Origin of the sequence: Sinorhizobium sp. NG07B (genome assembly GCF_002532005.1) — a bacterium.
GTDB classification, from domain to species: Bacteria; Pseudomonadota; Alphaproteobacteria; order Rhizobiales; family Rhizobiaceae; genus Sinorhizobium; species Sinorhizobium fredii_C.
The window spans coordinates 118438-144645 of the sequence record NZ_NWTD01000003.1 but is presented as its reverse complement, the minus strand read 5'-3'; the positions used below and the strand labels follow the sequence as shown (position 1 = coordinate 144645).

General features: G+C 62.5%; 28 protein-coding genes and 1 pseudogene. 11 read left to right on the top strand and 18 right to left on the bottom strand.

Features of this window, described 5'->3' with window-relative positions; genetic code table 11:
• Nucleotides 1-34: 34 nt before the first annotated feature.
• Nucleotides 35-1168 carry an ABC transporter substrate-binding protein gene (locus CO664_RS10720; RefSeq protein ID WP_097538731.1) on the bottom strand — a complete coding sequence of 378 codons (1134 nt, stop codon included), beginning with the start codon at nucleotides 1166-1168 and terminating at the stop codon, nucleotides 35-37.
• Nucleotides 1169-1271: 103 nt separating this feature from the next.
• On the opposite strand from CO664_RS10720, the gene CO664_RS10715 reads away from it, so the two are divergent.
• Both CO664_RS10715 and CO664_RS10710 read left to right on the top strand, forming a co-directional pair.
• A complete protein-coding gene (locus tag CO664_RS10715; protein WP_097538730.1) occupies nucleotides 1272-2081 on the top strand; it encodes a class I SAM-dependent methyltransferase in 810 nt (269 codons plus the stop codon).
• Nucleotides 2082-2322: 241 nt separating this feature from the next.
• Nucleotides 2323-2772 carry a DUF4168 domain-containing protein gene (locus tag CO664_RS10710; protein ID WP_176536554.1) on the top strand — a complete coding sequence of 150 codons (450 nt, stop codon included), beginning with the start codon at nucleotides 2323-2325 and terminating at the stop codon, nucleotides 2770-2772.
• 67 nt (nucleotides 2773-2839) lie between these two features.
• On the opposite strand, the gene CO664_RS10705 is transcribed toward CO664_RS10710, so the two are convergent.
• From CO664_RS10705 to glgX, 6 genes are all read right to left on the bottom strand, one after another.
• On the bottom strand, nucleotides 2840-3502 hold the full coding sequence (locus CO664_RS10705) for a DUF6766 family protein (protein WP_097538728.1): 663 nt from the start codon (nucleotides 3500-3502) through the stop codon (nucleotides 2840-2842).
• 44 nt (nucleotides 3503-3546) lie between these two features.
• A complete protein-coding gene (locus CO664_RS10700) occupies nucleotides 3547-4029 on the bottom strand; it encodes a hypothetical protein (protein ID WP_097538727.1) in 483 nt (160 codons plus the stop codon).
• Nucleotides 4030-4087: 58 nt separating this feature from the next.
• Entirely contained in the window at nucleotides 4088-4525 is a 438-nt protein-coding gene (locus CO664_RS10695; protein WP_037416514.1) for a CBS domain-containing protein, read from the bottom strand.
• Between the two features lie 85 nt (nucleotides 4526-4610).
• Nucleotides 4611-4856 (bottom strand): DUF2934 domain-containing protein, encoded by a 246-nt coding sequence (locus CO664_RS10690; protein ID WP_037416512.1) that lies wholly within the window; start codon nucleotides 4854-4856, stop codon nucleotides 4611-4613.
• Between the two features lie 69 nt (nucleotides 4857-4925).
• Entirely contained in the window at nucleotides 4926-5108 is a 183-nt protein-coding gene (locus tag CO664_RS31180) for a hypothetical protein (protein WP_234820220.1), read from the bottom strand.
• 13 nt (nucleotides 5109-5121) lie between these two features.
• Nucleotides 5122-7245, bottom strand: coding sequence for a glycogen debranching protein GlgX (gene glgX, locus CO664_RS10680; RefSeq protein WP_097538726.1), 2124 nt, complete (start codon nucleotides 7243-7245; stop codon nucleotides 5122-5124).
• A 164-nt stretch (nucleotides 7246-7409) separates the two neighbouring features.
• Here glgX and treZ point away from each other — a divergent pair, with 164 nt between their 5' ends.
• A complete protein-coding gene (gene treZ, locus CO664_RS10675; RefSeq protein WP_097538725.1) occupies nucleotides 7410-9182 on the top strand; it encodes a malto-oligosyltrehalose trehalohydrolase in 1773 nt (590 codons plus the stop codon).
• Between the two features lie 83 nt (nucleotides 9183-9265).
• Complete coding sequence (locus CO664_RS10670) at nucleotides 9266-9907, top strand: UdgX family uracil-DNA binding protein (RefSeq protein WP_097538724.1); 642 nt, start codon at nucleotides 9266-9268, stop codon at nucleotides 9905-9907.
• A gap of 4 nt (nucleotides 9908-9911) precedes the next feature.
• Here the strand turns inward: CO664_RS10670 and CO664_RS10665 are convergent, their stop codons facing one another.
• Nucleotides 9912-10634: a glutathione S-transferase gene (locus CO664_RS10665; protein WP_097539168.1), complete on the bottom strand. Its 723-nt coding sequence runs from the start codon at nucleotides 10632-10634 to the stop codon at nucleotides 9912-9914.
• A gap of 126 nt (nucleotides 10635-10760) precedes the next feature.
• Nucleotides 10761-10835, bottom strand: a pseudogene (locus CO664_RS31570) (DUF3175 domain-containing protein); the annotation flags it as partial.
• Nucleotides 10836-11251: 416 nt separating this feature from the next.
• On the opposite strand from CO664_RS31570, the gene CO664_RS10650 reads away from it, so the two are divergent.
• On the top strand, nucleotides 11252-11578 hold the full coding sequence (locus CO664_RS10650; RefSeq protein WP_037416505.1) for a hypothetical protein: 327 nt from the start codon (nucleotides 11252-11254) through the stop codon (nucleotides 11576-11578).
• 101 nt (nucleotides 11579-11679) lie between these two features.
• Here the strand turns inward: CO664_RS10650 and CO664_RS10645 are convergent, their stop codons facing one another.
• Both CO664_RS10645 and CO664_RS10640 read right to left on the bottom strand, forming a co-directional pair.
• The gene (locus CO664_RS10645) at nucleotides 11680-11943 is read right to left on the bottom strand and encodes a hypothetical protein (RefSeq protein ID WP_097538723.1); all 264 of its coding nucleotides are present in this window, start codon (nucleotides 11941-11943) and stop codon (nucleotides 11680-11682) included.
• A 75-nt stretch (nucleotides 11944-12018) separates the two neighbouring features.
• A complete protein-coding gene (locus CO664_RS10640; RefSeq protein WP_037416502.1) occupies nucleotides 12019-13302 on the bottom strand; it encodes a DUF763 domain-containing protein in 1284 nt (427 codons plus the stop codon).
• 158 nt (nucleotides 13303-13460) lie between these two features.
• Between CO664_RS10640 and CO664_RS10635 the strand changes: the two genes are divergently transcribed.
• Complete coding sequence (locus CO664_RS10635; protein WP_097538722.1) at nucleotides 13461-14009, top strand: DNA-3-methyladenine glycosylase; 549 nt, start codon at nucleotides 13461-13463, stop codon at nucleotides 14007-14009.
• 107 nt (nucleotides 14010-14116) lie between these two features.
• Here the strand turns inward: CO664_RS10635 and CO664_RS10630 are convergent, their stop codons facing one another.
• The 3 genes from CO664_RS10630 to CO664_RS10620 form a co-directional block, all read right to left on the bottom strand.
• Complete coding sequence (locus CO664_RS10630) at nucleotides 14117-15211, bottom strand: ATP-dependent DNA ligase (RefSeq protein WP_097538721.1); 1095 nt, start codon at nucleotides 15209-15211, stop codon at nucleotides 14117-14119.
• Between the two features lie 23 nt (nucleotides 15212-15234).
• On the bottom strand, nucleotides 15235-17352 hold the full coding sequence (gene catE / locus CO664_RS10625) for a catalase C (protein WP_097538720.1): 2118 nt from the start codon (nucleotides 17350-17352) through the stop codon (nucleotides 15235-15237).
• A 112-nt stretch (nucleotides 17353-17464) separates the two neighbouring features.
• Entirely contained in the window at nucleotides 17465-17926 is a 462-nt protein-coding gene (locus CO664_RS10620) for a YbhB/YbcL family Raf kinase inhibitor-like protein (RefSeq protein ID WP_097538719.1), read from the bottom strand.
• A gap of 252 nt (nucleotides 17927-18178) precedes the next feature.
• Between CO664_RS10620 and glgA the strand changes: the two genes are divergently transcribed.
• Nucleotides 18179-19639, top strand: coding sequence for a glycogen synthase GlgA (glgA, locus tag CO664_RS10615; RefSeq protein ID WP_176536553.1), 1461 nt, complete (start codon nucleotides 18179-18181; stop codon nucleotides 19637-19639).
• Between the two features lie 115 nt (nucleotides 19640-19754).
• Entirely contained in the window at nucleotides 19755-20666 is a 912-nt protein-coding gene (locus CO664_RS10610) for a DMT family transporter (RefSeq protein WP_097538717.1), read from the top strand.
• A 36-nt stretch (nucleotides 20667-20702) separates the two neighbouring features.
• Here CO664_RS10610 and CO664_RS10605 read toward each other — a convergent pair whose 3' ends face one another.
• Nucleotides 20703-21542 (bottom strand): fumarylacetoacetate hydrolase family protein, encoded by an 840-nt coding sequence (locus CO664_RS10605; RefSeq protein WP_097538716.1) that lies wholly within the window; start codon nucleotides 21540-21542, stop codon nucleotides 20703-20705.
• Nucleotides 21543-21919: 377 nt separating this feature from the next.
• Between CO664_RS10605 and CO664_RS10600 the strand changes: the two genes are divergently transcribed.
• Complete coding sequence (locus CO664_RS10600; RefSeq protein WP_097538715.1) at nucleotides 21920-22297, top strand: hypothetical protein; 378 nt, start codon at nucleotides 21920-21922, stop codon at nucleotides 22295-22297.
• Nucleotides 22298-22376: 79 nt separating this feature from the next.
• Here the strand turns inward: CO664_RS10600 and CO664_RS10595 are convergent, their stop codons facing one another.
• Together CO664_RS10595 and CO664_RS10590 are read right to left on the bottom strand one after the other, a co-directional pair.
• Nucleotides 22377-23210 carry a BA14K family protein gene (locus CO664_RS10595; RefSeq protein WP_234820218.1) on the bottom strand — a complete coding sequence of 278 codons (834 nt, stop codon included), beginning with the start codon at nucleotides 23208-23210 and terminating at the stop codon, nucleotides 22377-22379.
• A gap of 146 nt (nucleotides 23211-23356) precedes the next feature.
• Nucleotides 23357-23635, bottom strand: coding sequence for a hypothetical protein (locus CO664_RS10590; RefSeq protein WP_097524453.1), 279 nt, complete (start codon nucleotides 23633-23635; stop codon nucleotides 23357-23359).
• A 317-nt stretch (nucleotides 23636-23952) separates the two neighbouring features.
• Here CO664_RS10590 and CO664_RS10585 point away from each other — a divergent pair, with 317 nt between their 5' ends.
• Entirely contained in the window at nucleotides 23953-24219 is a 267-nt protein-coding gene (locus CO664_RS10585) for a DUF2277 domain-containing protein (RefSeq protein WP_097524452.1), read from the top strand.
• A 333-nt stretch (nucleotides 24220-24552) separates the two neighbouring features.
• Here the strand turns inward: CO664_RS10585 and CO664_RS10575 are convergent, their stop codons facing one another.
• Nucleotides 24553-24972: a DUF1236 domain-containing protein gene (locus CO664_RS10575; protein WP_097524450.1), complete on the bottom strand. Its 420-nt coding sequence runs from the start codon at nucleotides 24970-24972 to the stop codon at nucleotides 24553-24555.
• A 97-nt stretch (nucleotides 24973-25069) separates the two neighbouring features.
• On the opposite strand from CO664_RS10575, the gene CO664_RS10570 reads away from it, so the two are divergent.
• Entirely contained in the window at nucleotides 25070-25711 is a 642-nt protein-coding gene (locus CO664_RS10570) for a ThuA domain-containing protein (protein ID WP_097538714.1), read from the top strand.
• The last annotated feature ends 497 nt before the right edge of the window (nucleotides 25712-26208 follow it).

Here is a 26208-nt window from a genome sequence, read left to right as displayed (position 1 = left end):
AGCGATCGGAGGGCTTTGCCCTCCGATCCGGATTTTACTGGCCGACATTCAGCGACACGAAGTAGCCGCTCTTGTAGGGAAGTGGCAGGAAGCGCTCGTGCAGTTCCTTGAACGTCGCGTCCGGGTCGAGGTCCTTGAAGAGGTCCGGATGCAGCCACTTGGCGATCTGCTGGATGGCGACGAACTGGTACGGGTTGTTGTAGAACTGGTGCCAGATGGCGTGGACATTGCCTTCCTTCACTGCCTTCACGCCGGTGAAGGCCGGGCGCTTCGTCAAGTTTTCGAGCTTGCGGAAGGCTTCCTTCTCATCGGCGCCATAGCCGACGCCGACCCAGTTTCCGCCCGGCACGTAACCTTCCCAGTTGCCGCCGGTGATGATGATCTGGTCCGGGTTCGAGGCGATGATCTGCTCCGGATTGACCGTCCCGAACGTCCCCGGGATGATCTCCTTCGCCATGTTGATGCCGCCGGCGAACTCGACCATCTTGCCGAAATTCTCGTCGCCGAAGGACATGCAGCAATCGTCTGAATAGCCGCCGGCGCGCTCCATGAAGACGAGGGGCTTCTTCGGATCGGCCTTAGCCAGCACGTCCGTCACCTTGGCGATGCTGTCGGCGCGGAACTTGATGAATTCCTCGGCCTTTTCTTCCTTGCCGAACAGCTTGCCGATCAGGCGCATGCTCGGCTCTGTGTTTTCCATCGGCTTTTCGCGGAAGTCGACATAGACGAGCGGAATGCCGACCTTCTCGAGCTTCTCGATATAGCCCGCCTCTTCCGTCGCCGTCTTCGCGTCGACATTCATCAGCATGACGTCGGGCTTCAGCGCCACCGCCTGCTCGATGTCGAAGGTGCCGTCCTTCATGCCGCCGAAGGCCGGCAGCTTGGCGATGTCAGGATATTTGGCGAGGTAGGCGCCATAGGTCTCGGGGTCGGCCTTGGTCAGGTCGTCGCGCCAGCCGACAACGCGCTTGAAGGGCTCGTCCTTGTCCAGGGCGCCGACGAAATAGATCTGCCGACCTTCGCCGAGGATTACGTGCTGGACTGGCACATTGACTTCAACCTCGCGGCCCGTGATGTCCTTCACCTTGACCGTGTCAGCGAGTGCGGCGCTCGAAAAAAGCACGCAAAGACCCGCGGCGGCGGAAGCCACCCTGTTGAAAACCTTCATTGATCCCTGCTCCTTTGGAAAACGCTGCCTTCTAATGTTTCATGACTTTACCAGTCAACATTTATCTTTTAGAACGCTTCCAAACAGGAGAGGCGGACTGGTAATGAGCGACGTGGCGGCGGGCCGGAACTACAATCTTCGCGACGAAATCAAGGCCTATTGGTCGGAACGTGCCGCCACTTTCGATCTCTCGCCGGGACACGAAATCTTCTCCGAGGAAGAGCGCGCCGCCTGGCACCGGCTTTTCCTGCGCCATCTCGGTCACGGCGAAGGGCGCGCCGCACTCGACCTTGCGAGCGGCACCGGCGTCATCTCACACCTGCTCGACGATCTCGGCTTCCAGGTGACCGGTCTCGACTGGGCCGAGCCCATGCTCGAGCGGGCACGGCAGAAGGCAAGAAGCCGCAAGCGTGCCATTTCCTTCCGCATGGGCGACGCGGAAAGCACGATGGAGCCGGACGACCACTATGACGTCATCGTCAACAGGCATCTGGTCTGGACGCTCGTCGATCCGGCCGCGGCCTTCGCCGAATGGCTGCGCGTGCTGAAGCCCCGCGGCACGCTTCTGATCGTCGACGGCGATTTCGTCAATACGGGTGCGCTGGAGCGCCTGTTCTCGAAATTGAGCGCCTGGGGACAGCGCACCGGCGTTTTCAAGCCGGACGCACCCATGCACTCGCGCGAGATGATGAAGACCCACCAGAGCATCCTCTCCCGTGTCCATTTCGCCAACGGCGCACGCGCCGAGGCCGTGGTCGAACTCCTTACGGCCACCGGCTTTACGGACATCATCGTCGATACCGATCTCGGCGAAATCCACCGGACGCAGGCGAAGAACTGGAACCTCTTCAAGGGGCTGGCGAGACGCAGCCAGCATCGTTACGCGATCCGCGCAAGCAAGCGCGCCGCCTGACCGGGCGGCACTTCGCCGCCACCACTGGCTGTACTCGCTTTCTGGTTCGAGAGAAGCGCGGGGCCACAAAGCTGCCGCGCAATGGTCAGCAAATTGCCCCGAGATCGCCCAACCGAGCACTTGTGAGGGCTACATGGTCTATCGCCGCTGCGTCACACACGACACGGAGCGGTTGAGCAAGGCGGTATTGCTGCCGATCACGTCATGCACGTCCAAGAGGGCACGTCCAAGAGGAATGAATATGATCACTCGTTACACCCCCGTTGCATCGCTGACCGCTGCAGTCTTCGGCCTGATGGTCGTGAGCCCGGCCTCGGCGCTGGAACTTGCCCAGGCCCAGGAAACACAGCCGGCGCAGCAGACGGCCCCGGCTCAACCCGGCGCCAAGGGTGCCCCGATCAGCGAACAGAAGATCGAGGCCTTCGCGGTCGCCTACCTTCAGGTCGACAAGGTCCGGCAAGAGTATTCCGCCAAGATCGGCGCGACACAGGACGCGGCTGCAAAGGAGAAGCTGCAGAGCGAAGCCAGCCAGCAGATGGTCAAGGCCGTCGAGGCCTCGCCGAACATCTCTGTCGAGGAATATACGACCATTCTGACGGCCGCGCAGAACGATCCGGCGCTTGCCAAGAAGGTCCAGGAAAAGCTTCAGGGCACGGCGCCTGCCGAGCAGGCTCCGGCACAGCAACAATAAGCTTCCCGCCCGCCGATGCTTCCGGCGTTCCGACGTCAGGTCGGGACGCCGGAAGCGTTTCTGGCTTCTACTTTCCGGTTGCGCTTATCGGGGCCGCGACCGGCTTCGACTCCGGCGATCCGCGGAAACGCAGGAAAATCGAGAGCAGAACCAGCAGCAGGGTGGAGAGGAACTCCGATTGCCAGTTCTGAAAACACTCGAACCAGAACTCGGCCTCGGCTAGTCGCGTCCAGAGGCCGACAGGCGGTTCGCCATGGCGCATCGCCTCGACATTTGCGGCCGCGGCGCTGGCGCGCAGATGGAAAATGAAGCTCAGGACGAACAGTGCAGCAAGCACGATGCCTAGCGAATAGGAATAGAGCGTCCTTATCAGCGGCCCTTGCCGAACGGCCCAGGGTGCCTTCGGATCGTTCTTCTTCTCGCGAGGATCTTCGTCCACCTCGTCCTGAAGGACGTCCGGGTCCTTGGACTCGGCCGAGCCACGCTGGTAGAGGAACGCCGTCAGGCAGACATAGGCCGCCATCTGCAGAAATTCGCTCTCCCAATTTTCGAAGAGAGCGGACAGGAAATGGCCGGTGGAGAGATATTCGGCGACGGTCACGGTCGCTTCGCCGTGCATGATCGCCTCTTGATTGGAGGCATGAGTGCCGGCGAAAACCATGCCCGAGATGGTTGCGGCAGTGAGAATAGTCAGCGTAATGCTCAGTCCGTGGTCACGCAGAAGCGACATTCACTTTCTCCGCCATTGCGGTTCTACGCTCAATCCAACGTGCATCAGGTGACGAGCCAGAAGAAGGTTCCCGCCACCAGAATGAAAAGGGCGATTGCAGCAAGCAGGCGAAGCATCCCGGCATTCGTCGTATCGCCAAGCATCCTGTTCCAGGTCTCTCCGCCCGTTCCTTCGTGACTGCTTTCCTGATGTTCCTGAGTTGCGGCTTCCTGTACCGTTCGGCCTTGGTCGTGTTTCGGCCTGATCGGTTGAGCGCCGCCGCTGAAATCGCGCGGCGAAGGTTGCGGCGGGTCCACCGACATTCCGGCACGCAAGTCCTGGGCGCCGCCGCCCGCGTCCGAAGCGTCCGCTATGTGGTCTTCGCCGGAAGCATTCTCTGGCTGCGACTGCAGGTGCGCTGTCCTTTGCGGCTGCGGCCCCAGGCGACGAGCCGGCCACGATACATCGGGCGACTGCGACGCCCGGCGCGGGCGCTGCTCCGCGGGGCGACCCTTCCCAGGCTCTCCATTGTCCTGCTTTTGCGGCATGCTGCCTCCATGGCTTGGCGCCCTTCGCGGGCGCCAATTCGTTTTCAAAGGGAGCGTGTCAGTGCCGGCCGGCCTGATTGTGCTCGCCGCCGGGCATGGTCACGCCCTTCAGGCCCGCGCCCGCCGCGGCGGGCTGCTCCCGCGCGGCGTCAGCCAAAGACACGATGCCGACGAGGCGCTTGTCGCGATTGACGACGGGGAGACGTCGCACCTGGATATCGCCCATGTTCCGCGCCACGTCGTCCACCTCTTCGTCCTCGAAGCAATATTTGACGTCTGTCGTCATCACGTCGCGCACTTTCGCCTGCGGATCGAGTCCGTCCGCCACGCCGCGCACGACGATGTCCCGGTCCGTCACCATGCCGACAAGGCGGTCATGGTCTTCGACCGGCATGAAGCCGATGTCGTTGTCCGCCATCTGCCGCGCCACATCCCTGATCGTGTCGTTGGGGGTGGCGAGATGAACGTCCCTGCTCATGATATCCGATACATGCATTGTCCTGCTCCTTTCTCGGAAGGTGCTGTCCGATCAGCCGAGCCGTCCGGGACCAGGCCGAATCAGACAGGTGGGAAGCGGCATTTCAGTGCGCTCGCGCTCCGTTCCTGGCAGTTTTTGCGCGCGGTGCAGGCGGCTTCGGGGTCGACACGGCATTGGTCGTGCCCTCCGTCTCAAGGCTCTCGCCTCCGTTGGGGCTGGACGTGCCTTGCCCTTCCATTTCCCGCGCTGCCTGCTCCCAATGGCGCAGGTGTTCGCCGTCCGGACGGCCTTCCTGCTCCCAGATCGCGTAAGCCCTGCGCTTGATGAGCTCTTCCCTGTCGTGTTCCATGTCCCTTACCTCGCTGATGAAGCCTCGTCGGCAAAATGCAAACGGGACGACCGCCCATTTGTTCCATGCTTAAAACCTGTTCCAGTAACGCTCGCCGGAGCCGCCGCCATAGCGCGGCGGCTCCGGATTCTCATTGGGATTCGGTACCGGCGCCTCGTCCGGAAGGCGGTCGGGTTCAGGTTCGCCGATAGGCGGTTCTGGATCCCTCGGCGACGGTGGCGGAGTCTGACCCGGCTGACGCGGATTTTGCACTGCTGCCTCCTTTCTACGCGCCCGCAAGCGCAGTTGTTGGCGCCTCCTGCTCGCCAGAGTCTTGTGGAACGAAAGCGGCGACGCTCTGCGCGCGGACCGTTTCCCGCTCCCTGGCAACGGTCTCGGTAAAGGCGTCGTCTTCGGCCGTATTGAGCGCCCACCGCCAGCCTTGCGCCCCGTGCAGAGGCGGAAGCGCGACATCGCAGTCGCCGCCGGCGTTGAAGACGAGAAAGATCTCTGCCGCCGGTGCCTCGTTAGGGGAGAGGTGGCAGAGATAGACGCCGAGGATGCGCAATTCGCCGTCGCCCCATGCCGGCTCGTCCATCATGCTACCGTCGGGCTTGTACCAGGCAATCTCGATACGTCCGTGCTCGTCGGTGGCCCCTTCCAGGAAATTCTCCTGGCGCAGCACCGGGTTCTCCCGCCGGAAGGCCGTCATCTTGCGGCAGAAGGTAAGGAACGCCTCGTCAGAGCTGCTCCAGTCGATCCAGCCGATCTCGTTGTCCTGGCAATAGGCGTTGTTGTTGCCGCCCTGGCTGTTGCCGAGTTCGTCGCCGCCGAGGATCATCGGAACGCCCTGGCTCATCATCAAGGTGGCGACCATTGCACGGCGGCGGCGCCGGCGCGCCTCGCCGATCCCGGGATCATCGGTCGGCCCCTCGGCGCCCATATTGTCCGAATGGTTGTCCGAGTGGCCGTCGCGATTGTCTTCGCCATTGCCCTCGTTGTGCTTCTCCGTATAGGAGACGGTGTCCATCAGCGTGAAGCCGTCATGTGCGCTTAGGAGATTGACGGAGGTGGTCGCCGCCCGGCCGGAATGATTGAACTGGACCGGCGAGCCCGTGAGCCGTTCGGCGAGCACCGGCACGACGCAGCCGTCTCCCTTCCAGAAGCGACGGACATCATCGCGGAAGCGATCGTTCCACTCGCGGAAGGGCGGCGGGAAACCGCCGAGCTGATAGCCGCCGTCGCCGATGTCCCACGGTTCGGCGATGAGCTTGACGCCGGCCAGCATCGGGTCTTGCCGGATCGCATCCAAAAAGCCGCCCTCGCGATCGAATTCCATGTATTCGCGCCCGAGGGCGCTCGCCAGATCGAAGCGGAAACCGTCGATGTGCATGACGCCCACCCAGTAGCGGAGGCTGTCAAGCACCATGCGCAGCACCATCGGATGCGCGACGTTCAGCGTGTTGCCGGTGCCGGTCATGTCATAGGTATGCCGGGGCTGCTCCGGCGACTGGCGGTAATAGCTGAGATTGTCGAGACCTCGGAAGCTGAGCGTCGGCCCCTGTTCCGAACCCTCGGCTGTATGGTTGTAGACGACGTCCATCAGAACCTCGATGCCGGCGGCGTGGAAGCGCTTCACCATCGCCTTGAACTCGGTAATCCTGGTGCCCTTCATGTAGCGCGCATGCGGCGCGAAATAGCCGAGCGGCTGGTAACCCCAGTAGTTCCTGAGGTTTCGCTCGATGAGGTAGCGGTCGTCGAGGAAATATTGCACCGGCAGAAGCTCAACCGCGGAGACGCCGAGTTTCATGAGATGATCGATGATCGGGTCGCTGGCCATGCCGAGAAAGGTGCCGCGCAATTCGTCCGGCACGCCGGGATGCGTCATGGTCATGCCGCGCAGGTGAGTCTCGTAGATGATCGTCTCGGTCCAGGGCCGGCGGATCGCCTCTTCGCCGTCCCAGTCGAAGTTCGGATCCTGGACGACGCCCTTGACCATGAACGGAGCGCTGTCCCGCTCGTCGAAGGAAAGATCGCCCTCCGGGTTGCCGATCATATAGCCGAACAGCGCGTCGTCCCAGACGAACTCCCCCGCCACCTGCTTGGCATAGGGATCGAGGAGCAGCTTGTTCGGATTGAAGCGATGTCCGTTTTGCGGGTCGTAAGGTCCGTAGGCGCGGTAGCCGTAGAGCGTGCCCGGCCCCAGCCCCTCGATATATCCGGACCAGATGTCGCCCTCCCGCTTCGGCAGGGGCAGCCGCGCCGTTTCCTTGCTGCCATCCTCGGAAAAGAGACACAGCTCGATTTTTTCGGCATGGGCGGAAAACACCGCGAAATGGGTGCCCTGGCCGGTGTATTCGGCGCCAAGCTCCGGCTTCAGAAAATCGAGTTCGGAGAAAGCCACATTCATTCGGTGTCGTCGCGCCCCCTGCAGCGTCGTGGAAGTGAGGGGGCAACGCCGATGGGGGCAACTTTGTTCCTGCCGAAGCTCGGCGACGATTGGTTGCCGCGGAACTTTCGACCCGTCGACGCAGTTCTCGTCTCTTGCCGATCTCGCAGCATCAAGGAAAATGAATGACCGATTCTGTCCGGAAAACCTGGGGCGCCGAGCTCACCTCAGACGACGTCGCACATTTTCGCCTGTGGGCCCCCGACGAGCAGGCGGTCCGCCTCGTTCTTGCCGATGTGCCGCACTCGATGCGCGCGCTCGACAGCGGCTGGTTCGAAATCTCTGCCCGGGCGCAGGCAGGCGATCGCTACTGGTTCGAACTTTCCGACGGAACCCGCGTCGCCGATCCTGCCTCTCGCGCCCAGCCAGAAGGAGTTTCCGGCCCGTCGATGCTCGTCTATCATTCGGCCTACCAGTGGAAGGCTTCCTCCTGGCGCGGGCGGCCCTGGGAAGAGGCAATCATCTCCGAGCTGCATGTCGGCTGTTTTACGCCGGAGGGCACCTTTAGAGCGGCGGCCAAGCGGTTGCCGCATCTCGCCGAGGCCGGGATCACCGCCATCGAAATCATGCCCGTCGCGGAGTTTCAAGGCGAGCGCGGCTGGGGCTACGACGGCGTTCTGCCCTATGCGCCACACCATGCCTATGGCACTCCCGACGATCTCAAGGCGCTGGTCGATGCGGCGCACGGGCTCGGCATGATGGTCCTGCTCGACGTCGTCTACAATCACTTCGGACCGGAGGGCAACAGCCTCCCCCGTTACGCCAGCCGCTTCTTCAACCGCGACCGGCCGACCCCATGGGGTGCGTCGATCGCCTTCGAGGAACCCGCCGTGCGCCGCTTCTTCATCGACAACGCGCTCTATTGGCTCGGTGACTTCCACTTCGACGGGCTCCGCCTCGATGCGACGGACCAGATCCGAGACACCAGCCAGCCGCATTTTCTTGCCGCCCTGGCCCGCGAGGTGCGCGAAACTTTTGCCGACCGCAGCATCCATCTGGTGGTCGAGGATGCCGACCGTCGGCCCAATCTGGTGCGGCGCAACGCCGACGGGACAATCGCTCTCTTCACTGCCGGGTGGAACGACGATTTTCACCACGGCCTCCATGTCATCGCAACTGGTGAAGACAGGGGCTTCTATCGGCCCTTTGCAGCGCGCCCTTGGCAGGCGACGCGCGAGGCCATGACCGACGGCTTCGCCTCGACCGAAACGATCGAGTCCCTCCCTCAGCCGGAGGGCCATGTGCCGCCGCAGGCGCGCGTGAGTTTCCTGCAGAACCACGACCAGATCGGCAACCGCGCCTTCGGCGAGCGCCTCGTCTCCCTCGCGAGGACTGACCAGCTGAACGTGATGACAGCGATGCTGATGCTTTCGCCGCAGATTCCGCTGCTCTTCATGGGCGAGGAATACGGGGAAAGCCAGCCGTTCCTGTTCTTCGCCGACTATGCGGGCGAACTCGGCGCGGCCGTTCGGCGCGGGCGGCAGGAGGAAGCCGAGAAATTCGGCGGCATGCCGCCCGGCAAGACGGCAGAAGATCTTCCCGATCCGATCGATCCCGAGACCTTTGCCGCTTCGAAGCTTCGCTGGGAACGCGCCGAGAGCGCGGCCGGCAGGACTCACCTCGCCTTCATGCGCGACCTCGCCGATATCCGGCAGCGGCACATCGCGCCGCTGATGAGACAATGCAACGTTCCGAGTTTCGAGGTCCATTCCGCTCGCGACGGCATTGTCGCCGTCGACTGGTCGTTCGGCGGCCCGGTGCTCGAGTTGCGCGCCAATCTCTCCGCAGGCAAAGCCGCCGTTCCGCCGATCCGCGGCGAGCCGATATTCGGCGCACATAATTTGGACGAACGTGAGTTGCCGGGCCCAAGCATCGTTGCTGCCGTACGGTCCAATTAACGTAGCGAACGGAACCTGGTCCGAGCCTGTCTGTTTATCCGATTGCACGATTGAAATGGACCGAGGCTCGTGTCTTGAAAGCCATGCCGACTGAACCTGTAAAAATGGGTCCGGCCCTTTCCGGCGAGCACGCTGATGCGTCCTCCATTGCAGCGTTGCGCAAGCAGGCCGAGGGCTGCGAGCGCTGCGACCTCTACAAGCATGCGACGCAGCTCGTGTTTGGCGAGGGACCCGGCAAGGCCCGCGTCGTCCTTGTCGGCGAACAGCCCGGCGATCGCGAGGATCTGGCCGGGCGGCCCTTCGTCGGCCCGGCGGGACGTATTCTCGACGAGTGCCTGCATGAGGCAGGCATCGATCGCTCGAGCTGCTATCTCACCAATGCCGTCAAGCATTTCAAGTTCGAGCAACGCGGCAAGCGCCGCCTGCATTCGCGTCCCAATGCGGGCGAGATCCAGCGCTGTTCCTGGTGGCTCGGCGCGGAGCTCGACCAGCTGCGGCCCGAGGTCGTCGTCGCGCTGGGTGCAACGGCGCTTTCGTCGTTGCTCGGACGCCGCGCCGGCGTGATGAAAAACCGCGGCGACCTGATCGCCACGCCCGCCGGATACCCGGTGCTCGTCACCATCCATCCCTCCTATCTTCTCAGAATTCAGAACAGGGACGACGCCGCGGCGGAACGTGCCCGCTTCGTGAAAGACCTCGCCCAAATCGCCGGCCACGTGGATTAGCAACTCAGGACGGTCGGTCGAGTTCGGGATAGCGGCGGAAAATGCAGGACTCGTTGAAGGGCAAGCGCCTGTCGGAAGCCAGATAGCTCATGATCCGCGGTCGCGCCGCGACCGAATCATGCAGCGCAATCAGCGCCGGCACATGCTCTTCATTGGCACGCATCGCGTTCGGAAACGCGTAGCGGAGCCCCTCGACCAGGTGGAACAGCGAAAGATCGACATAGCTCGGTCGCCCGCCGACGCTATGCTCCGGGCCTTCCGGATTTTGGGCGAGAACGCGTTCGAAATAGCCAAGATATTTCGGGAGCCGCTCGGATAGGAAGTTCTCCGCCCGCTTCGACGCTTCCGGTTTCTGCTCCTCGTAATAGAGCGACACGCCTATCGGATGGTGCGTGTCGTGGATTTCGGTAACGAGATCCGTCACCGTCAATTGCAGGCCGTTGGCAACGTGGCGCAGGCCCTCATCCTCGGGCGCCAGCCCCAGCCTCGGGCCGAGATAGAACAGGATATTGGCGACGTGGGAGATGAGCAGTTCGCCATCGACCAGAAAGGGGGGCGCGAAAGGGCTGGTGGCACCGCCGGCATCCGTCATCAGCTTCAGCATTGCATCTGTGCCGCCCGGCTGGCGCGCCGCATCGACATAGTCGGCGCCTGCCTCCTCCAATGCGAGCCGCACAAATTCGCCGCGTCCGGGAATTCCATCCCAGTAATAGAGCGTGAATGCCATGAAATCGCTCGTCTCCCGGTTCAGCCTGTGGGCACTCGCCCGAAAATCCCTCCTGAGTTCGTCCTTTGCCCTTTCGAGGACGCGCCGCTGTTCGTCGGCCAATCCAGAACCTGCCCTCAAGGAACGGGCGATCTTCCGCGGATCGTCCGAGGCAAAGATACCGGGCTCGATGTCCAGCGCATTGCTATGCGCCGTCACCTCTTGCGACCATTTCGTCGTCTTTTTACTGCCGTTGCCCTTCGGGCCCCATCAGCGGCTCAGCGCAGCCACACGGGCAATTCGGAAGCCTGCCGAAATTCGCGCGCCCGGTCCTTCCAGCCGAGCTTTTCCCAGGCGAATTGCTGGGCCGCCATCCTTGCCGTCTCCTTCGTGGGATAAAAATCAGGCAACACATAATCCTTGTCGCCACAGCAGAGCAACGCTCTCCCGCTCATCAGGTCGAAATGAAGCTCTAGGCATTCCTGTGCATGCATCGAATCCCTCCCGGACATGATTCACAAAAACGGCCCTCGCGAGAGGAAGTTCCAACGACATGAAAAGAAGCTCCGCAAATCCGCATCGTACCACCGGAACAACGGAGGCTTCCCGGAGTTTAGAGCGCTTACGGGAGACCAGCCATGAGCAAGCACGGAAAAGCGCGATCCCCGACCGTCGCGCGCCCTCTTGATCCGCACGGTGTCGACGAACCGATCGATGCGTCAGAACGTCATGCGGCAGAGACCAGTGGTACGGTCCGGCAACAGATCACTGACCTGCAGGAGCGCATCGCCGAGCTCGAGGCAGAGATCGATGCGATTGCGACCGAGGCGCATACCGCAATCGGTACGCTCCCCGGCGCCGACCGGATCGAGACGGCAAAGGATGTGGTTACCGAGAAGCGCGACGAGATTCAGAGGCTGAGGGCACGGCTGGAGGAAATTCAAAGGCTCGTCGCGACGCGTTAGCTTCTCAAACTCACCCGCGGCGAGGCCGGTTCAAAACACGTCATACCTCAAAATAGGCGCGCAATACGGACTGAACAGGGTTTCCTTGCAAGTGTCCGCTCTCACTCGCGGTCGACGAACTTGAAGAAACGGCTGACTTTCCCCTCCGCGGTCCGGTCCTGATAAAGGAAGGCCAGCTTGTTCTCGTCGAATATGCTGAAGAAATCCCCCCAGGAAATCTCCTCCAGCCTCTCTTCCGGCTTTCCAAAGTCGATGCGCAGCAAACCGCCGTCGGATGCCCCCTTGACGCGGGCCGGATGGCCGTCGCGGCTCTCTGCCCATTTGCGGATCGTGTCGTGATCGGTCGTTGTTTTCGAAGCGCTCACCGGAACCTCCTTCGGTTGGGGATGTCTCGCATCTCGCCCCTCTAATCGATCGGTCCGGTGATTGTTCCCGTGAGCTCAGCTGCGGCTGCGGCCCTTGACGGCGGCAGCGTCCCTGTGGTCTTCCTTGTCCTCCGGCTCCCAGCCGAACACGCTCCGCCCGCCAAAGCGGGCAGAATTTCTGAACTCGCCGGCAACGATCTCCTTAAGATCCGGGCCGGTGACGTAGCGCTCCAACCGGCGCGACTGCTCATCGAGCCGCCGCAAGGCGGCGAGTTCCTCCTCTCGCCCGAGCCGCCCTTTCTGCACCGCCGATTTCATCACGTTGATCGTCTCGTCATAGACCTTGAGCGGCACCGGGAAGGGATGACGGTCCTTGCCGCCATGGGCGAGCGAAAAACGAGCCGGGTCGGAAAAGCGGCACGGCGTGCCGTGCACCACCTCGGCGACCATCGCGAGCGCCTTGACGGTTCGCGCGCCGACGCCCGGCACGAGAAGCAGTTCCTCGAAATCCTTCGGCCCGCGATCGGCTGCGGCGGCGAAATTGCCGTGCAGGCGCCGCATGTTCACGTCGCTTTCGCGCACGTCGTGATGGGCCGGCATGAAGAGGTGCGGCAGCATCGGCTGGGCCGGAGCCGGCAGTCCCGGCCCGCGCGCCTCGATCGTCGCCAGCTCGCGCATTAGGCCATCGGGTCCGAGCGCGCTTAAAAGGTCGAGCTGGCTTGCCCGCGAGGCGCCGGCGCGCCGGTCCGCAAGGTTGATGATCTTGCCCTGCTCCCGCCCCTCGATCGCCGCATGCGGCGAGTCGACGAAGCTATCCAGGCCTTCGGAAAGCCAGTGATAGCGCCGTGCCTGCCGTCGGTCGCCATTCATGCCCTGCTGGACAACCACCCAGCTCGCATCGTCCGTGACAATGAAGCCGTGAAGGTAGAGATCGAAGCCGTCCTGTACGGCGGCACTGTCGACCTTGGCGACGAGGCGGCTCGCCTCGGCAAGCCTCGCGCCGTCGAAACCGATGCGTTCGCCGATCACGACAAGTTCGCCCGGGGTCATTCGGGAATGCCGGCCACGGCCGCCGCAGACGTGAATGCCGAGTTCGCCCGAAAGCGGCGTCAGGCCACGCTTCAAGGCGCCGATGACGCTGGTGGTGATCCCCGACGAATGCCAGTCCATGCCCATCACCGCGCCGAAGGACTGGAACCAGAACGGGTGCGCAAGCCGCCTCAGGAATTCGTCCCGTCCATAATGATGGACGATCGCCTCGGTGATCAGAGTGCCGAGGCGTGTCATCCGGTCGCCGAGCCACTTCGGGACCCGGCCGCCATGCAGCGGCAGATCCGCATTGCCCGCTCGTTGCGCCATGTCTCGGCTCCTCGTTGTATCGTCTTTGATTTAACCCTACATGCTTCGGATGTTCGCGGAAAGTTCTCAGTGGCTGCGCGCAAGTTTCGGGCGCAACGTTGGCGAGCGTGAAAATATGAGACTACATACGACCGGCATAGATCGGGGAGCGCTATCCATTGCAGTGGGATGACAGCTTCTTTGCGCGCGACGCCGTTAAGGTCGCCGCCGATTTAATCGGTGCGGAATTCGCTGTCTCCGGCATCGGCGGCATCATAGTCGAGACGGAAGCTTATCTGCCCGACGATGCCGCCTCCCACAGCTTCGCCGGTACCACGAACCGCAACCGCTCGATGTTCGGCCCGCCGGCGCATGCCTATGTCTATCTTTCCTACGGTCTTCACTGGTGCCTGAATTTCGTCTGCCTGCCCGGCAGCGCCGTGCTCGTCCGCGCCATCGAGCCGAGATGGGGGCTGGAGACGATGCGGGAGCGGCGCGGCGTTTCGCAAGACAGGTTGCTCTGTTCCGGCCCCGGACGAGTCGGCCAGGCGCTCGCGATCGGCAAGGAACAGGATGGCTTGCCGCTTAACGGAAAGCCCTTCCAGCTAAGCCTGCAGACGAAGCGGCCGCCCATTGCAACCGGCCTTCGCGTCGGAATATCCAAGGCCGTCGAGCACCCCTGGCGCTTCGGATTGGAGGGCTCACCCTTCCTCAGTCGCAAATTCTAATGCATGTCGCCCAAACGTGTGCAGCGGTTTTGGGATGACGACATGCACAAAACAAGGACCTAAAGCGCGCAGCGTGAATACATTTTCTCGCGACGCGCTTTGGCCTGTCAGCGTGGCTCGATCTGCTCATAGGTGCATTGGCGCGGATCCTTGTCGGGACGCCAGCGCATCAGCTTCGTGCCATGGCGAAAGCGACGGCTGCTGACGTGATCGAATCTCACCTCGACCACCAGCTCCGGACGGACCGGTTCCCATTCGCCGCTGCGCTCGGTGCTCCAGCGGCTCGGGCCGCCGGGTGCCTTGCCGGTAAAGCCGGGCGGCTCGCGCAATGCCTCCAGCCGACGTGTCAATGCCGGGCGCTCCTTGTCGGAAATCGTCGCGGTGAAACCGACGTGGTTCAGCGTTCCGTCGCTATCGTAAAGCCCGAGCAGGAGGGAGCCGACCGCGTCGCTGTTGCTCTCGTAGCGGAAGCCGCCGACGACGCAATCGGCGGTTTTCAGGCGTTTGACCTTGACCATCGCCCGCTCGCCGCATTCGTAAGTCCCGTCGCGCCGCTTGGCGACGACGCCGTCGGTCGCGCCCGCCTCCCACGAGGCGAGCCATCGCTCGGCCTCCTGTCGGTCTCGCGTGAAGGGGGAAAGGGCGAGCTTGTCCGGAACTGCGTTTTTGGCGGCAAAGGCTTCCAGTGCCGCTCTCCGGGCGGGAAGAGGCTTGTGGGTCAGGATTGCCCCCTTTGCGTCGACCAGCATGTCGAACAGGATGAGGCGGGCCGGCGTTTGCTGCGCGAGCTTCTCGACGCGGCTTGCCGCCGGATGCAGGCGCATCTGCAGGGCGTCGAAGGAAAGACGCCCCTCGACTTCGATGACGAGTTCACCGTCAAGGACGAATTGGCGGGCGTCCAGCCGGTGCAAGAGGGCGATGACTTCCGGGAAAAACCGCCCGAGCGGCTTGCCGGATTTGGCCCTAAGATCAACCTCCTCGCCGGATTTGAAGGCAAGGCAGCGGAAGCCGTCCCATTTCGGCTCATACTGCCATGCCCCATCTCTCGGAAGCTCGGTCGCAGAGCGGGCCTCCATCGGCGCGGTGCTGACCGGCAGCGCGAAGCCGCCGGCGGATACAGCCTCCGCCGCCGCCCTTGCCTTTCTCGCCGAGCGCGGCCGTCCGGTCGCCTTGGTCGGTTTTCGATGCGCCGGTGACGGCATCGTCCACTCCTTGCCCGATCGCCCTATTTCAGCTTCACGGCCGGTTCCCTCGCCCAGACGCGCAGCTTGCCGAGTTCCTTGAAGAAGGCGGCGATGCTCCCGGCATCGGTGAGCTCGATCGTTCCCTCGTCGAGGGCGTCGGCAATGCCGGCCCTCTCCAGGAGGGGACGTGCCGCACCGACAAAGCCGATATATTTGCAATGGGCGAAAGCATCGGCCACGAAATCGCGGGCGGTGGCGACATCGATCAGATCGGCGACGGCCTCTGCCGAAGGAAGAAGCACCACCGCGTCGTAGAGCACGGATGGGCCGCCATCGACCATCTGATGGGCTGCGACCCACCTGCCGTCCGAGGAGGTGAATCCGCCGACCTTGGGGGCGATCAGCTCGAAGGCTGCCTTTTGCTCCATGACCGCAGCGATCAGGCCATCGAGCAGCGCCGCATCCGCGCCGTCGGTCGCCAGAATTCCGAGCTTACGGCCCTCGAAGCGCTTCGGACCGCGCTCGATGATGCTGAGCGCCGGCGATGGATCGAGGTCCTGCCGCGTGGGTACGGCAGCTTCGGCCGGCTTCGGCATTGTTTGCAATCCGAGCGCGTGGCCGACCTTCTTGCCGAGCGTCTCGTCGATATTGAGGAGATGGGCGACCATGCGCTCGCGAATCACAGGTGTCTCCACCTTGCTCAATTCGAAGGTCAGGGCGTCAGCAATATGACGCTGCTCGGGCGGCGTCTGGCTGATGAAGAACTGGCGCGCCTGACTATAGTGGTCCGCGAAGCTCTCGGCCCGAATGCGCAGTTTCGGCCCCTGCTCCTCCGAAGCGAAATGCCGGAACCCCTTCGTCGGAGACTCGCGCGGCCCCTCGCCCCAGGAATTCGGCTGGTAGTTCACCCGCCCGACGGGATTGCGCATGGCCATGTGGCCGTCCTGCTGGAAGTGCTGGAAAGGACATTTGGGCGCGTTGATCGGCAGATGCGTGAAATTCGGGCTGCCGAGCCGTTTCAGCTGCGTGTCAAGATAGGAGAAATTGCGTCCCTGCAGCAGGGGATCATCGCTGAAGTCGATGCCCGGCGGCACGTTCTGGGTCATGAAGGCGACCTGCTCGGTCTCGGCGAAGAAATTCTCCGGCATGCGATCGAGTACCAGCCGCCCGACCGGCTTCGTCGGCAGAACCTCCTCCGGAATGATCTTGGTCGGATCGAGAATGTCGAAATCGAACTTGTCGGCAAACGCCTGGTCGAAGAGCTGCACATGCAGCTCCCACTCCGGGAAATTGCCTGACTGGATGGCCTGCCACAGGTCGCGCCGGTGGAAGTCGGGATCCGCGCCGTTGATCTTCACCGCCTCGTTCCAGGCGACGGACTGCAGTCCGAGCTTCGGCTTCCAGTGGAACTTGACGAAGGTCGACTCGTCCTTGGCATTGACGAAGCGGAAGGTGTGAACGCCGAAGCCTTCCATGAAGCGGAAGGACCGCGGGATGGCCCGGTCTGACATGACCCACATGATCATGTGCATGCTCTCCGGGGTCAGGCTGATGAAGTCCCAGAAATTGTCATGCGCAGACTGCGCCTGCGGGAACTCCCGGTCCGGCTCCGGCTTCACAGAGTGGATGACGTCCGGAAACTTGATCGCGTCCTGGATGAAGAAGACCGGGATGTTGTTGCCAACGAGGTCCCAATTGCCCTCCTTGGTATAGATCTTGACGGCGAAGCCGCGCACGTCGCGTGCCAGATCGAAGGAGCCCTTGCTGCCGGCCACGGTCGAGAAGCGCACGAAGGCCGGCGTCTGTTCGCCCGCCCGCTGAAACAGGTCCGCCCGGGTATAGGCGGCAAGCGATTCATACGTCTCGAAGAAGCCATGGGCGCCGTAGCCGCGGGCGTGCACGACGCGCTCCGGGATCCGCTCGTGATCGAAGTGAAAGATCTTTTCGCGGAAATGAAAATCCTCGATCAATGTCGGGCCACGCTCGCCGGCGCGCAGGCTGTTCTGATCGTCTGCCACCGGTCCTCCTTGCGCGGTCGTCAAGACAGGAGTGGCGCCTTCGGCAATCTGATGGAGCTCGCCGCCGTTGCCGCGGGTTGCTTTCTGGTCATGAATGGTGGCCGGCTTGGAATTGTTCGGCGCAGAGGGTTTCTTGGCCATCGCAGCACTCCTTGATCGGGGACGGAATGGGCACGAAACCGCGACCGCTGAGGTTGGTTCCCGGCGAACTCGTTTTTCGAAGGCTGAGGTGATCGACGCCGTAACCGAAGCGTCAGCCTTGACAGGTGCCGATCAGAACGGCCTCCGCGATGCGGTGCTTGCGGGCCTCGTTCCAGGCCTGCACCGCCCCGACATCGTCCGAGATCGACATGTTGCGGGTGTCCAGCGCGGCGAGCTTGAAGTGATAGTGATGCAGGCCAGTCCCCGCCGGAGGCTGCGGCCCATCATAGCGCGCATTGCCGAAGTCGTTCCGGATGAACTTGATGGCGTGTTCCGGGCCGGTATCGACAGCCTGCGAAAGCTCGGTCCAGTTGCCGGGAATGTTGATGATGGCGCAATGCCGGAACACCCCCCTGACGGCGTCCGGATCCTCGACGATCAATGCAAAGCTCTGTGTACCGTCGGGCGTACCCGTCCATTTCAGCGACGGAAAGATGTTCTCGCCGAAGCGCGTATGTTTTTTCGGGATCGGCTGGCCTTCCGCGAAGGCGGGGCTCATCAAGCTGAAAGTCATCACCTCTCTCCTTCATGTTCGGCACATGGAACGGGCGCACGACCGCCGGATTGTACTCCCAAAGCAGGCCGGTGTTGAGGTCGGTGGCAGCAAATCGCCACCCGACCGAACGGGTCGCGGCGCGCACAGAGGCTCCTGCAAAAATTTCGATTTCGCGGCGGAACTTTGCGCACGGGCTTCGTGTTGAAGGAACTGCAAATGGGGCGGCGATTGGCCGGCAACGGCCAACACAATTTTCCGGAAATACGATCTATGAACGTTCTCTCCGTGACGGCCGAGATTTTCCCTTTGGTGAAGACCGGCGGGCTGGCCGATGTTGCCGGCTCGCTGCCCAAAGCTTTGAAATTGCACGGGATTCGCACACGCACGCTGATCCCGGGCTACGCCTCCGTCATCGAGGCCCTCGAGGCGGCCGCACCAGTTGCCCGTTACGATTGTCTTTTCGGAGAGAAGGCGACCCTGCTTTCCGGACGCGCCGCGGGGCTGGAGCTTTTCGTGCTCGATGCGCCGGGATTCTTCTTCAGATCGGGCGGCCCCTACACCGACGAGCACGGGGTGGACTATCCGGACAATTGGAAGCGCTTCGCCGCCTTCTCCCTGGTCGCATCGCAGATCGCCGGCGGACTCGTGCAGCACTGGCGGCCGGACATCATTCACGCGCACGACTGGCACGCCGCCTTGAGTCTGGTCTACGCCAAATATGCAAAGAACGTGCCGATTCCACGTGTCCTGACCGTCCACAACATTGCCTTCCAGGGACAGTTTTCCGCCCATCTCTTCTCAGAACTCGGCCTGCCGAACGAGGCCTATTCCATAGACGGCCTCGAGTATTACGGCGATGTCGGGTATTTGAAGGGCGGCCTGCAGGCGGCGGATGCCATCACCGTGGTCAGCCCCACCTATGCGCGCGAGATCATGATCCCGACCTTTGGCATGGGTCTCGAGGGGGTGATGAATGCGCGCCATGAAGACGTCGTCGGCATCGTCAACGGGATCGACGTCGACGTCTGGGATCCCTCCATCGATCCCTATATCGAGCATTCCTATTCGGCAAGAACGCCTCTCCGCCGGCTGCCGAACCGCGACGCGCTGCTCGAGCTCTTCGGCCTGCCGCATACGCGCGCTCCGGTCTTCGCCAGCATCAACAGGCTGACTTGGCAGAAGGGCATGGATCTTCTGGCAGCCGTCGTCGACGAAATCGTCGCCATGGACGGCCGGCTGATCGTGCATGGCAATGGCGACGCGGATATCGAAGACGCCTTTCTCGACGCCGCCCGGCGGTTTCCGCAGCATGTCGCCGTGAGGCTCGGTTACGAGGAGCAGATCGCCCACAAGATCCATGCCGGCGCCGACGCCATGCTCGTTCCGTCGCGCTTCGAACCCTGCGGGCTGACGCAGCTCTATGCGCTTCGATACGGCTGCGTGCCGATCGTCGCGCGGACCGGGGGCCTGTCGGAAACGATCATCGACGCCAACGTCGCTGCGCTCCAGGCGCAGGCCGCCACCGGAGTGCAATTTTCCCCGGTCGATACGGAGGGATTGCGGCACGCGCTGCGCCGCGCCCTCAAACTTTTCCGGCACCGGCGCGTCTGGGAGAGCCTGCAGCGGCAGGGGATGAAGACGGACTCCTCCTGGCACCGCAGTGCAGCCAGATATGCGGAGCTCTACGGCGACCTCACCGCGACCGCCACCGACATGCGCTTGGCCGGCTAGCATCAGCCGGTCCGTTTGACGTCTCATTCGCAACGCTGATGAGTCGATCAAGAACGATGCATGGATTGCGGCGCCGGAATATGCCAATGGCTCAGCGCTCCACGAGGACTTCGCCATGGCCGTCGAGACCGCGCCCGCCGCCCTAGCCACCGCGTCCAACGCCACCCGCACGGGCGTGCTGGTCATGCTCTTGGGCATGCTGATGTTTTCGCTCAACGACGTCATGGGCAAGTGGCTCGTCGCCACCTATTCGGTCGGTCAGGTCGTGCTGATCCGCAGTCTCGCCGCGGCGGTCCTGCTTGTCCCTTTCCTCTGGCTCGGCGGTGCCCGCAAACTTCTCGCCATCGAGCAGCCGGGCCTCCAGGTCGCCCGGGTCGTCGCCTCGACGGCGGAGGTCTTCGCCTTCTATTTCGCCGTCATCTACCTGCCGCTTGCCGATGTCATGACCTACTGGCTGGCGGCGCCGATCTATGTGGCGGCCGCCTCACCGCTCCTGTTGAAGGAACATGTCGGCTGGCGGCGCTGGACGGCGATCGCCTTCGGCTTCGTCGGCGTCCTGATCGCCCTCGAACCTTCTTCTGAGGCGCTGACTCTGCCGGCGTTGATTTCGATCCTCGGCAGCATGTGCTTCGCCTTCATGATGGTGTCCGGCCGCTCGCTGCGCGGCACGCCGGATACGACGCTCGCCTTCTGGCAGCTGGTCGGGGCGGCGCTTGCCGGCCTCCTCTGGGCGCCGTTCGACTGGACGCCGCTGAAGCCGCTCGACACGGCGCTGCTCTGCCTGCTCGGCGTCGTCGCGATGATCGCCCATGTACTCGTCAACCGGGCGCTGAAGCTCGCCGACGCCGCGACGGTGGCGCCGCTGCAATACACGCTGCTCTTCTGGGCGATCGTCTTCGGCTGGCTGATCTTCGGCGACACGCCGCGCCTGCCGATGGTGCTCGGCGCCGGCCTCATCGTCGCCTCCGGCCTCTTCATCTTCTTCCGCGAGCAGCAGCTCAAGCGGCAGGGGCGGCTGAAGGCTTAGAGCCGGCGGCGCCCTCAAGGGGCGCCACCGGCGAAATCAGTCGTCCGCAACCACCATCTGCTTCTGTGTGCCGAGGCCTTCGATGCCGAGTTCGATGACGTCGCCGCCCTTCAGATATTGCGGCGGCTTGAAACCCATGCCGACACCGGGCGGCGTACCGGTCGAGATGATGTCGCCCGGATGGAGCGTCATGAACTGCGAAAGGTAGCTGACCAGATACGCGACGCCGTAGACCATCGTCTCGGTCGAGCCGTTCTGCTTCGTCTCGCCATTGATCTTCAGCCACATCGCGAGGTTTTGCGGATCGGCGATCTCGTCGCGGGTGACGAGCCAGGGACCGGTCGGACCGAAGGTGTCGCAGGACTTGCCCTTGGTCCACTGGCCGGAGCGCTTGATCTGGAAATCCCGTTCCGAGACGTCGTTGATGACGCAATAGCCGGCGACATGGTCCATCGCTTCGTCTCGGCCCACATATTTGGCCTTCTTGCCGATCACCACGCCAAGTTCGACTTCCCAATCGGTCGCCACCGAACCGCGCGGGATGATGACGTTGTCGTTCGGACCGACGATCGCCGAGGTGGCCTTCATGAAGACCACGGGCTCCGGTGGAACCTCGAGGCCTGATTCTGCCGCATGGTCCGCGTAATTGAGGCCGATGCAGATGAACTTGCCGCTACCGGCGACGCAGGGGCCGAGCCGGGGCGTGCCCTCTACGAGCGGAAGGCCCTCGAGGTCGAGACCGCGAGCCCAGCCGAGATCGGCGATTGCCGGACCGGCGACGTCGGCGATCACCGCCGAGAGGTCGCGAATTCGGCCAGCACTGTCCAGAACGCCCGGCTTTTCCGCCCCTTCGGGGCCGTAACGCAACAACTTCATTCTGCTCCTCCAAACGGTCGAGACGAAAGACTCCGCCTCACAAACCAAAGGAAGCGGTAGATGTAAAGTTGTTTTGGAAGGTGCCGGAAGAAAAGCGGATCCTCGCAGGTCCGGTTCGCGGCGGAAGCGAATCGAAAGAGCGTGGAACCTTCCCGTCACCGGCCGGTTCGGTGCGCTGCGCGTTGTGCGCGCTAATAAGAAGGACAACGCAGATGAAATACAATTATTTTTTTGCCGCGGCTATCTCGCTTGCAATGGCATCCGCCGCTGTCGCTCAAAGCAGTTCAGGGTCAACATCGGGTGGTGGCACGGCGGGCTCCGCATCAGGGACGACCTCCGCCTCTCCTTCCGGGAGCAGCTCGGGAGCCCCGGGGGTGATGCAGATGAACGAAGCGGAAAGGAGCACCACGTCGAAATGGCCGGATCCGGTACGCAACGCCCTCTTCTCCGATGCGTCAGGGACGAGCTTGCGCAGCCAGGATGAAATCAAGGCCAACTGGTCGAAGCTGACGGCCGAGCAGCAGAACCAGATCAAGCAGGATTGCAATACGATGCAAACCGCATCGGCGGCGGGAGCCGGAAGCGCATCAGGCAGCGCAAGTGGGTCGGCGGCCGGAACTACACCCCAGGTTTCGGGCGAAACCACTGCAAGCACCTCTACCGGATCGACCTCGTCCGGGTCGGCGGCGGGCACTCAGGCCACAGGCGGCGCGATGACCATCGCGCAACTCTGCACTATGGTCAACGCGATGTAGAGCTGGCCGTCCGTATCGCGGGAGACGTGGCGCTCCCGCGATACGGCTATTCCGCTTTCCTTCTCCGCAACATCTCGGCTTATCGGCACTGACGGCGCGGCCCGCCGTCATAGGGCTGGTAGGTGTTGTCTTCCGGACGGTACGATCGGTATCGACTGAAGCAATAGTCGACATGTTCGAACGACAGGTTCGTCGCATCGGCCGAGAGGTCCATCTCGGCTGAAGGAGCGTCGACGCTTTCCTCAGGAGTGGGTGGCGGCAAGGCGACTTCCGACGGCGTTCCGGCCGCATTCATATAGGGAGAGATGCAAGTCCGCCGGCCGCCACTAAAGGATGTATAGCTGTTGTCGCGGGCACGGTAGGACCGATAGCGGTTCGCACACCATTCGACGTGCGCCGTCGGCCCGGCTGCCGACACCGGCTGCTCCTCGCTGGGTATCGTTTGAACTGAGCCGGTGGCCATTGAATCCAGAGAAGGAAGTTCCTTTTCGTCCCCATTGACCCTTGCGATCACCTCGGGTTCCGAAGGAAGGTCTTCTGCAGCCTCATTGCCCTGCGTGGTTACCACGTGTTCCGGGAAGTCCTCCACTGCCTCTTTGCCTTTTGTGGTCGCGATGCGTTCTGAAGGCAGGGTCACTACCGGCTCTTTGCCTTTTTCGGTCTCCAAGGGCTCCTTGGGAGAGACATCAATTGCCGCGGCGCGGGCGGGGAGCCGCTCGAATTGCTGAGCCGCCGGGTCCACTGCACGCGGCTGCTCGGTCCATATTTCCGACTGATTCATGTCGAGCTGCGGCTCACGTGCCGGGTTCCCGTTAAGGATGAAAGTTGCGACCGCCGCCCCGCTAAGGAAGAGTGCGAGTGACAGGGCGAACCCGCAAAGTCCCGCCAATAAGCCTTTCACCTGACCCTCCATCGCTTGTCTGTACGAAGAATGCGAGGGCTCCGTCTCAGGTTCCGCCGTGCGTGAGAATCCCCTGAATTTTGGCGGCCAGCTTCTCGCGCACGGTCGCGGAGATGCCTGACAAAGGTCTGGCTCCGCGATAAGAAAGAAACCCGCCCCTACTGCAGGGTGGCCGGATCGATCTTCCGGCTGTTCAACAGGTGCACGAATGTGATCCCCTGCTCCAGGAGCAGTTCGGCGGCCTTCAGGTCGCACGCCTCAAGGCCGGAGGAACAGCCGCGAAGGCTGCATGCGAGCGACATCGAGTTCGCAACCGCGCGCGCGTCGCCGTCCTCCTCGGCCTCGTCGGCGGCTGCTTCGAGCGCGTCGGCTACCGCCGACATCAGGTCCGCCAGTTCTCTGACATTCATCTCTTCGACAGTTTTCAGAACTTGCATGACGTCTCCTTGGCGCGCGACAATTCGCGGTGGCAAACAGCGCGCGCATCTTTCATATGGAAGTCGTGGAAGTGGTCTGATGAGATATGGTCGCGGAACCCCTGGCCTGCAAGGCATGGCTACCATGCCCGTGGCGCATGCCCTATGCCGCGGAGAACCGGCTCGCTCAGGCTTTTGGAGATGAAAAGCAACTTGCGCGCTACCCAAAGGCATCAGTTTTTGAAAAGATGCGCGATGCTGCGTGTCAGCGCCTGCCGCTCAAGTCGCCATCCGATGTGACTTGAAGCGGAGGAGACGAGGATGACCGGGAGCAAGCCATGTGCCGAAACATCAAACCTCTCTTCAATTTCAATCCGCCGGCGACGGACGAGGAGATACGCGATGCCGCACTGCAGTTCGTGCGAAAATTGAGCGGAACGACCAAGCCGTCTAAGCGCAATGAAGCGGCGTTCGAGCGCGCCGTAAGCTCGATCGCGGCCTGCGCCAGCGAACTGCTCGAAACGCTGGAGACTTCCCAACCCCCGCGCAACCGTGAGGACGAAGCAGCAAAGGCGCGTGCGAGAATGGCGATCCGCTTCCCGTAACATGTGCGGGCGTAAAACTCTGTCAAGAGTTGCACAGGCAAAGGGACTCGACCTCTAGGTTTTTCTCTGGTTTTATCTTCAGCTAATATTCTTGGGTGGAGAGGACAGAGCATGGTCTACGACTGGGACGGAAAGCGGACGCGGCGCCTTCAGATGCTGAAATTCTTCAGCGCGCTGGCGATACCTGCCCTTCTTTTCGGTTCAGCGGTTGCGGCAGTGGAGTGGACCGACAGAGGCACCCAGGGCGTCAAGGCCACTCGAATTCGGTAAGCGGCCGATGAACGCTTCGGCGTTCACCCGGCGAGCTCGGAAGCTCACCGGGTGAATTCAAGTTTATTGTATGACCTGTACCACCGTGCGGCTTTTCGGGTCGGCGATGACCCGTTGCTCATTCACGACCGCATAGGCATAGCGCGTATCTTCGGGTATCGGAGTAAGGACAACCGTCTCGGGCAAGGGCTTGCCGACGACGATCTGTTCCTGGATGACGACTGGCTGCGTCGGAAGCGGCTGCGCTTCGACATAGGCAATCACTTTCGGCGGAGGCGGGTCGATGACCGCTCCCGCGATCGCGCCCGCGACGCCGCCAACCGCGGCTCCGACCGGACCGCCAACGACTGCGCCCGCGGCGGCTCCGCCAGCGGCGCCGGTCACTGCGCTATTTCTAGACGTGTCTTCTGCTGCAGCAGGAAGAGTTACGGCTCCAATTCCAAGACTCAACGCAACAGCACTCTTGAGGAGCATGGCTTTCATCAGAAAATTCTCCCTTGTGCATCCCTTCGGGTCGACAAACTACAGGGTTCGGGCTTTTGTTCCGGCGGTCCGCAAACGAGATCAAGGAGGATGAGACATGCGCGAGGCACTGATCGTCTGGGGCGGCTGGAGCGGGCACGAGCCAAAGGAATGCGCCCATGTCATTCGCGACATGCTGCAGGAGGACGGCTTCCGGGTCTATCTGGAACACACGACCGAGACCTTTGCCGATCCCTCCATTCACGACCTGTCGCTGATCGTGCCGATCATGACCATGTCGAAGATCGAGAAGGAGGAGGCGAAAAACCTCGCCGCTGCCGTGCAAGGTGGCGTCGGCATTGCCGGCTATCACGGCGGCGCCGGCGATGCGTTCCGCGAATGCGTTGAGTACCAGTTCATCATCGGTGGCCAATGGGTGGCCCATCCCGGAAACATCATCGACTACCGCGTGAACATCAGCCGCCCCGACGACCCCCTGATGGAAGGGATCTCCGATTTCCCTTACACCTCAGAGCAATATTACATGCATGTCGATCCCTCGAACGAGGTGCTGGCGACGACCACCTTTTCCGGCGAGCATGCGTGGTGGATCGAGGGCGTGGTGATGCCGGTAGTCTGGAAGCGCAACCACGGTAAGGGCCGGGTCTTCTATTCCTCGCTCGGCCACGTATCGAAGGAATTCGAGGTTCCGCAGATGCGGACGATCTTCCGCCGCGGTGCCAACTGGGCGGCGCGGTAAATCGATCTGGCGCTTACTGGATGGGTTGCCGCTCGGCGTTCTCTCGCTGCGCCAAGCCGACCGCTCTTCGGCCTCGCAACTGATCCAGCCTATCGTCAAACGGGCTATGACTATGTTTCGTCTGGCGCTGCACAACGAGGCCGCTCCGCCTACAATCCTTCCCAACCCTTTGGAATTCCCTGTAAAGCTGCTCCGGCAGAAAACTTTCATGCACATGTTGCAATGCAATAATATTCTGGTAGGGTGTATTGCAGAGATTATCTCCTCTTGAGGTTGTGCAATGAAGGCATATGCTTGGTCGGGCAGCCGGAGTTTTCAACGGGCTAAGGTCGTTCCCCGCAGGCCGTCCGCCCGCTTTGGTGAAGCGCAGTTTCGAGGTAAGTGCCCACAGCGCGAATATTCAAAGTGCGGGTCGTTTCTTCGGCATCTGCGTATCATTGCAAAAACTGTAGCTGCGGTCTGCAGCCGGTAATCGCCTGTGCCGCATTTCACAGGCA

Bases quoted from the DNA above. Each gene is read 5' to 3' on its own strand.
- CO664_RS10595 (WP_234820218.1), bottom strand. From the start codon at position 23,210: ATGGAGGGTCAGGTGAAAGGCTTATTGGCGGGACTTTGCGGGTTCGCC.
- CO664_RS10630 (WP_097538721.1), bottom strand. From the start codon at position 15,211: ATGCCGTCACCGGCGCATCGAAAACCGACCAAGGCGACCGGACGGCCG.
- CO664_RS10570 (WP_097538714.1), top strand. From the start codon at position 25,070: ATGCGCGAGGCACTGATCGTCTGGGGCGGCTGGAGCGGGCACGAGCCA.
- CO664_RS10610 (WP_097538717.1), top strand. From the start codon at position 19,755: ATGGCCGTCGAGACCGCGCCCGCCGCCCTAGCCACCGCGTCCAACGCC.
- CO664_RS10650 (WP_037416505.1), top strand. From the start codon at position 11,252: ATGAGCAAGCACGGAAAAGCGCGATCCCCGACCGTCGCGCGCCCTCTT.
- glgA (WP_176536553.1), top strand. From the start codon at position 18,179: ATGAACGTTCTCTCCGTGACGGCCGAGATTTTCCCTTTGGTGAAGACC.
- CO664_RS10695 (WP_037416514.1), bottom strand. From the start codon at position 4,525: ATGCATGTATCGGATATCATGAGCAGGGACGTTCATCTCGCCACCCCC.
- CO664_RS10670 (WP_097538724.1), top strand. From the start codon at position 9,266: ATGCCGACTGAACCTGTAAAAATGGGTCCGGCCCTTTCCGGCGAGCAC.
- CO664_RS10720 (WP_097538731.1), bottom strand. From the start codon at position 1,168: ATGAAGGTTTTCAACAGGGTGGCTTCCGCCGCCGCGGGTCTTTGCGTG.
- CO664_RS10640 (WP_037416502.1), bottom strand. From the start codon at position 13,302: ATGGCGCAACGAGCGGGCAATGCGGATCTGCCGCTGCATGGCGGCCGG.
- CO664_RS10690 (WP_037416512.1), bottom strand. From the start codon at position 4,856: ATGGAACACGACAGGGAAGAGCTCATCAAGCGCAGGGCTTACGCGATC.
- catE (WP_097538720.1), bottom strand. From the start codon at position 17,352: ATGGCCAAGAAACCCTCTGCGCCGAACAATTCCAAGCCGGCCACCATT.
- CO664_RS10710 (WP_176536554.1), top strand. From the start codon at position 2,323: ATGATCACTCGTTACACCCCCGTTGCATCGCTGACCGCTGCAGTCTTC.
- CO664_RS10700 (WP_097538727.1), bottom strand. From the start codon at position 4,029: ATGCCGCAAAAGCAGGACAATGGAGAGCCTGGGAAGGGTCGCCCCGCG.
- CO664_RS10715 (WP_097538730.1), top strand. From the start codon at position 1,272: ATGAGCGACGTGGCGGCGGGCCGGAACTACAATCTTCGCGACGAAATC.
- CO664_RS10585 (WP_097524452.1), top strand. From the start codon at position 23,953: ATGTGCCGAAACATCAAACCTCTCTTCAATTTCAATCCGCCGGCGACG.
- CO664_RS10705 (WP_097538728.1), bottom strand. From the start codon at position 3,502: ATGTCGCTTCTGCGTGACCACGGACTGAGCATTACGCTGACTATTCTC.
- glgX (WP_097538726.1), bottom strand. From the start codon at position 7,245: ATGAATGTGGCTTTCTCCGAACTCGATTTTCTGAAGCCGGAGCTTGGC.
- treZ (WP_097538725.1), top strand. From the start codon at position 7,410: ATGACCGATTCTGTCCGGAAAACCTGGGGCGCCGAGCTCACCTCAGAC.
- CO664_RS10600 (WP_097538715.1), top strand. From the start codon at position 21,920: ATGCAGATGAACGAAGCGGAAAGGAGCACCACGTCGAAATGGCCGGAT.
- CO664_RS10590 (WP_097524453.1), bottom strand. From the start codon at position 23,635: ATGCAAGTTCTGAAAACTGTCGAAGAGATGAATGTCAGAGAACTGGCG.
- CO664_RS10575 (WP_097524450.1), bottom strand. From the start codon at position 24,972: ATGAAAGCCATGCTCCTCAAGAGTGCTGTTGCGTTGAGTCTTGGAATT.
- CO664_RS10665 (WP_097539168.1), bottom strand. From the start codon at position 10,634: ATGGCATTCACGCTCTATTACTGGGATGGAATTCCCGGACGCGGCGAA.
- CO664_RS10605 (WP_097538716.1), bottom strand. From the start codon at position 21,542: ATGAAGTTGTTGCGTTACGGCCCCGAAGGGGCGGAAAAGCCGGGCGTT.
- CO664_RS10620 (WP_097538719.1), bottom strand. From the start codon at position 17,926: ATGACTTTCAGCTTGATGAGCCCCGCCTTCGCGGAAGGCCAGCCGATC.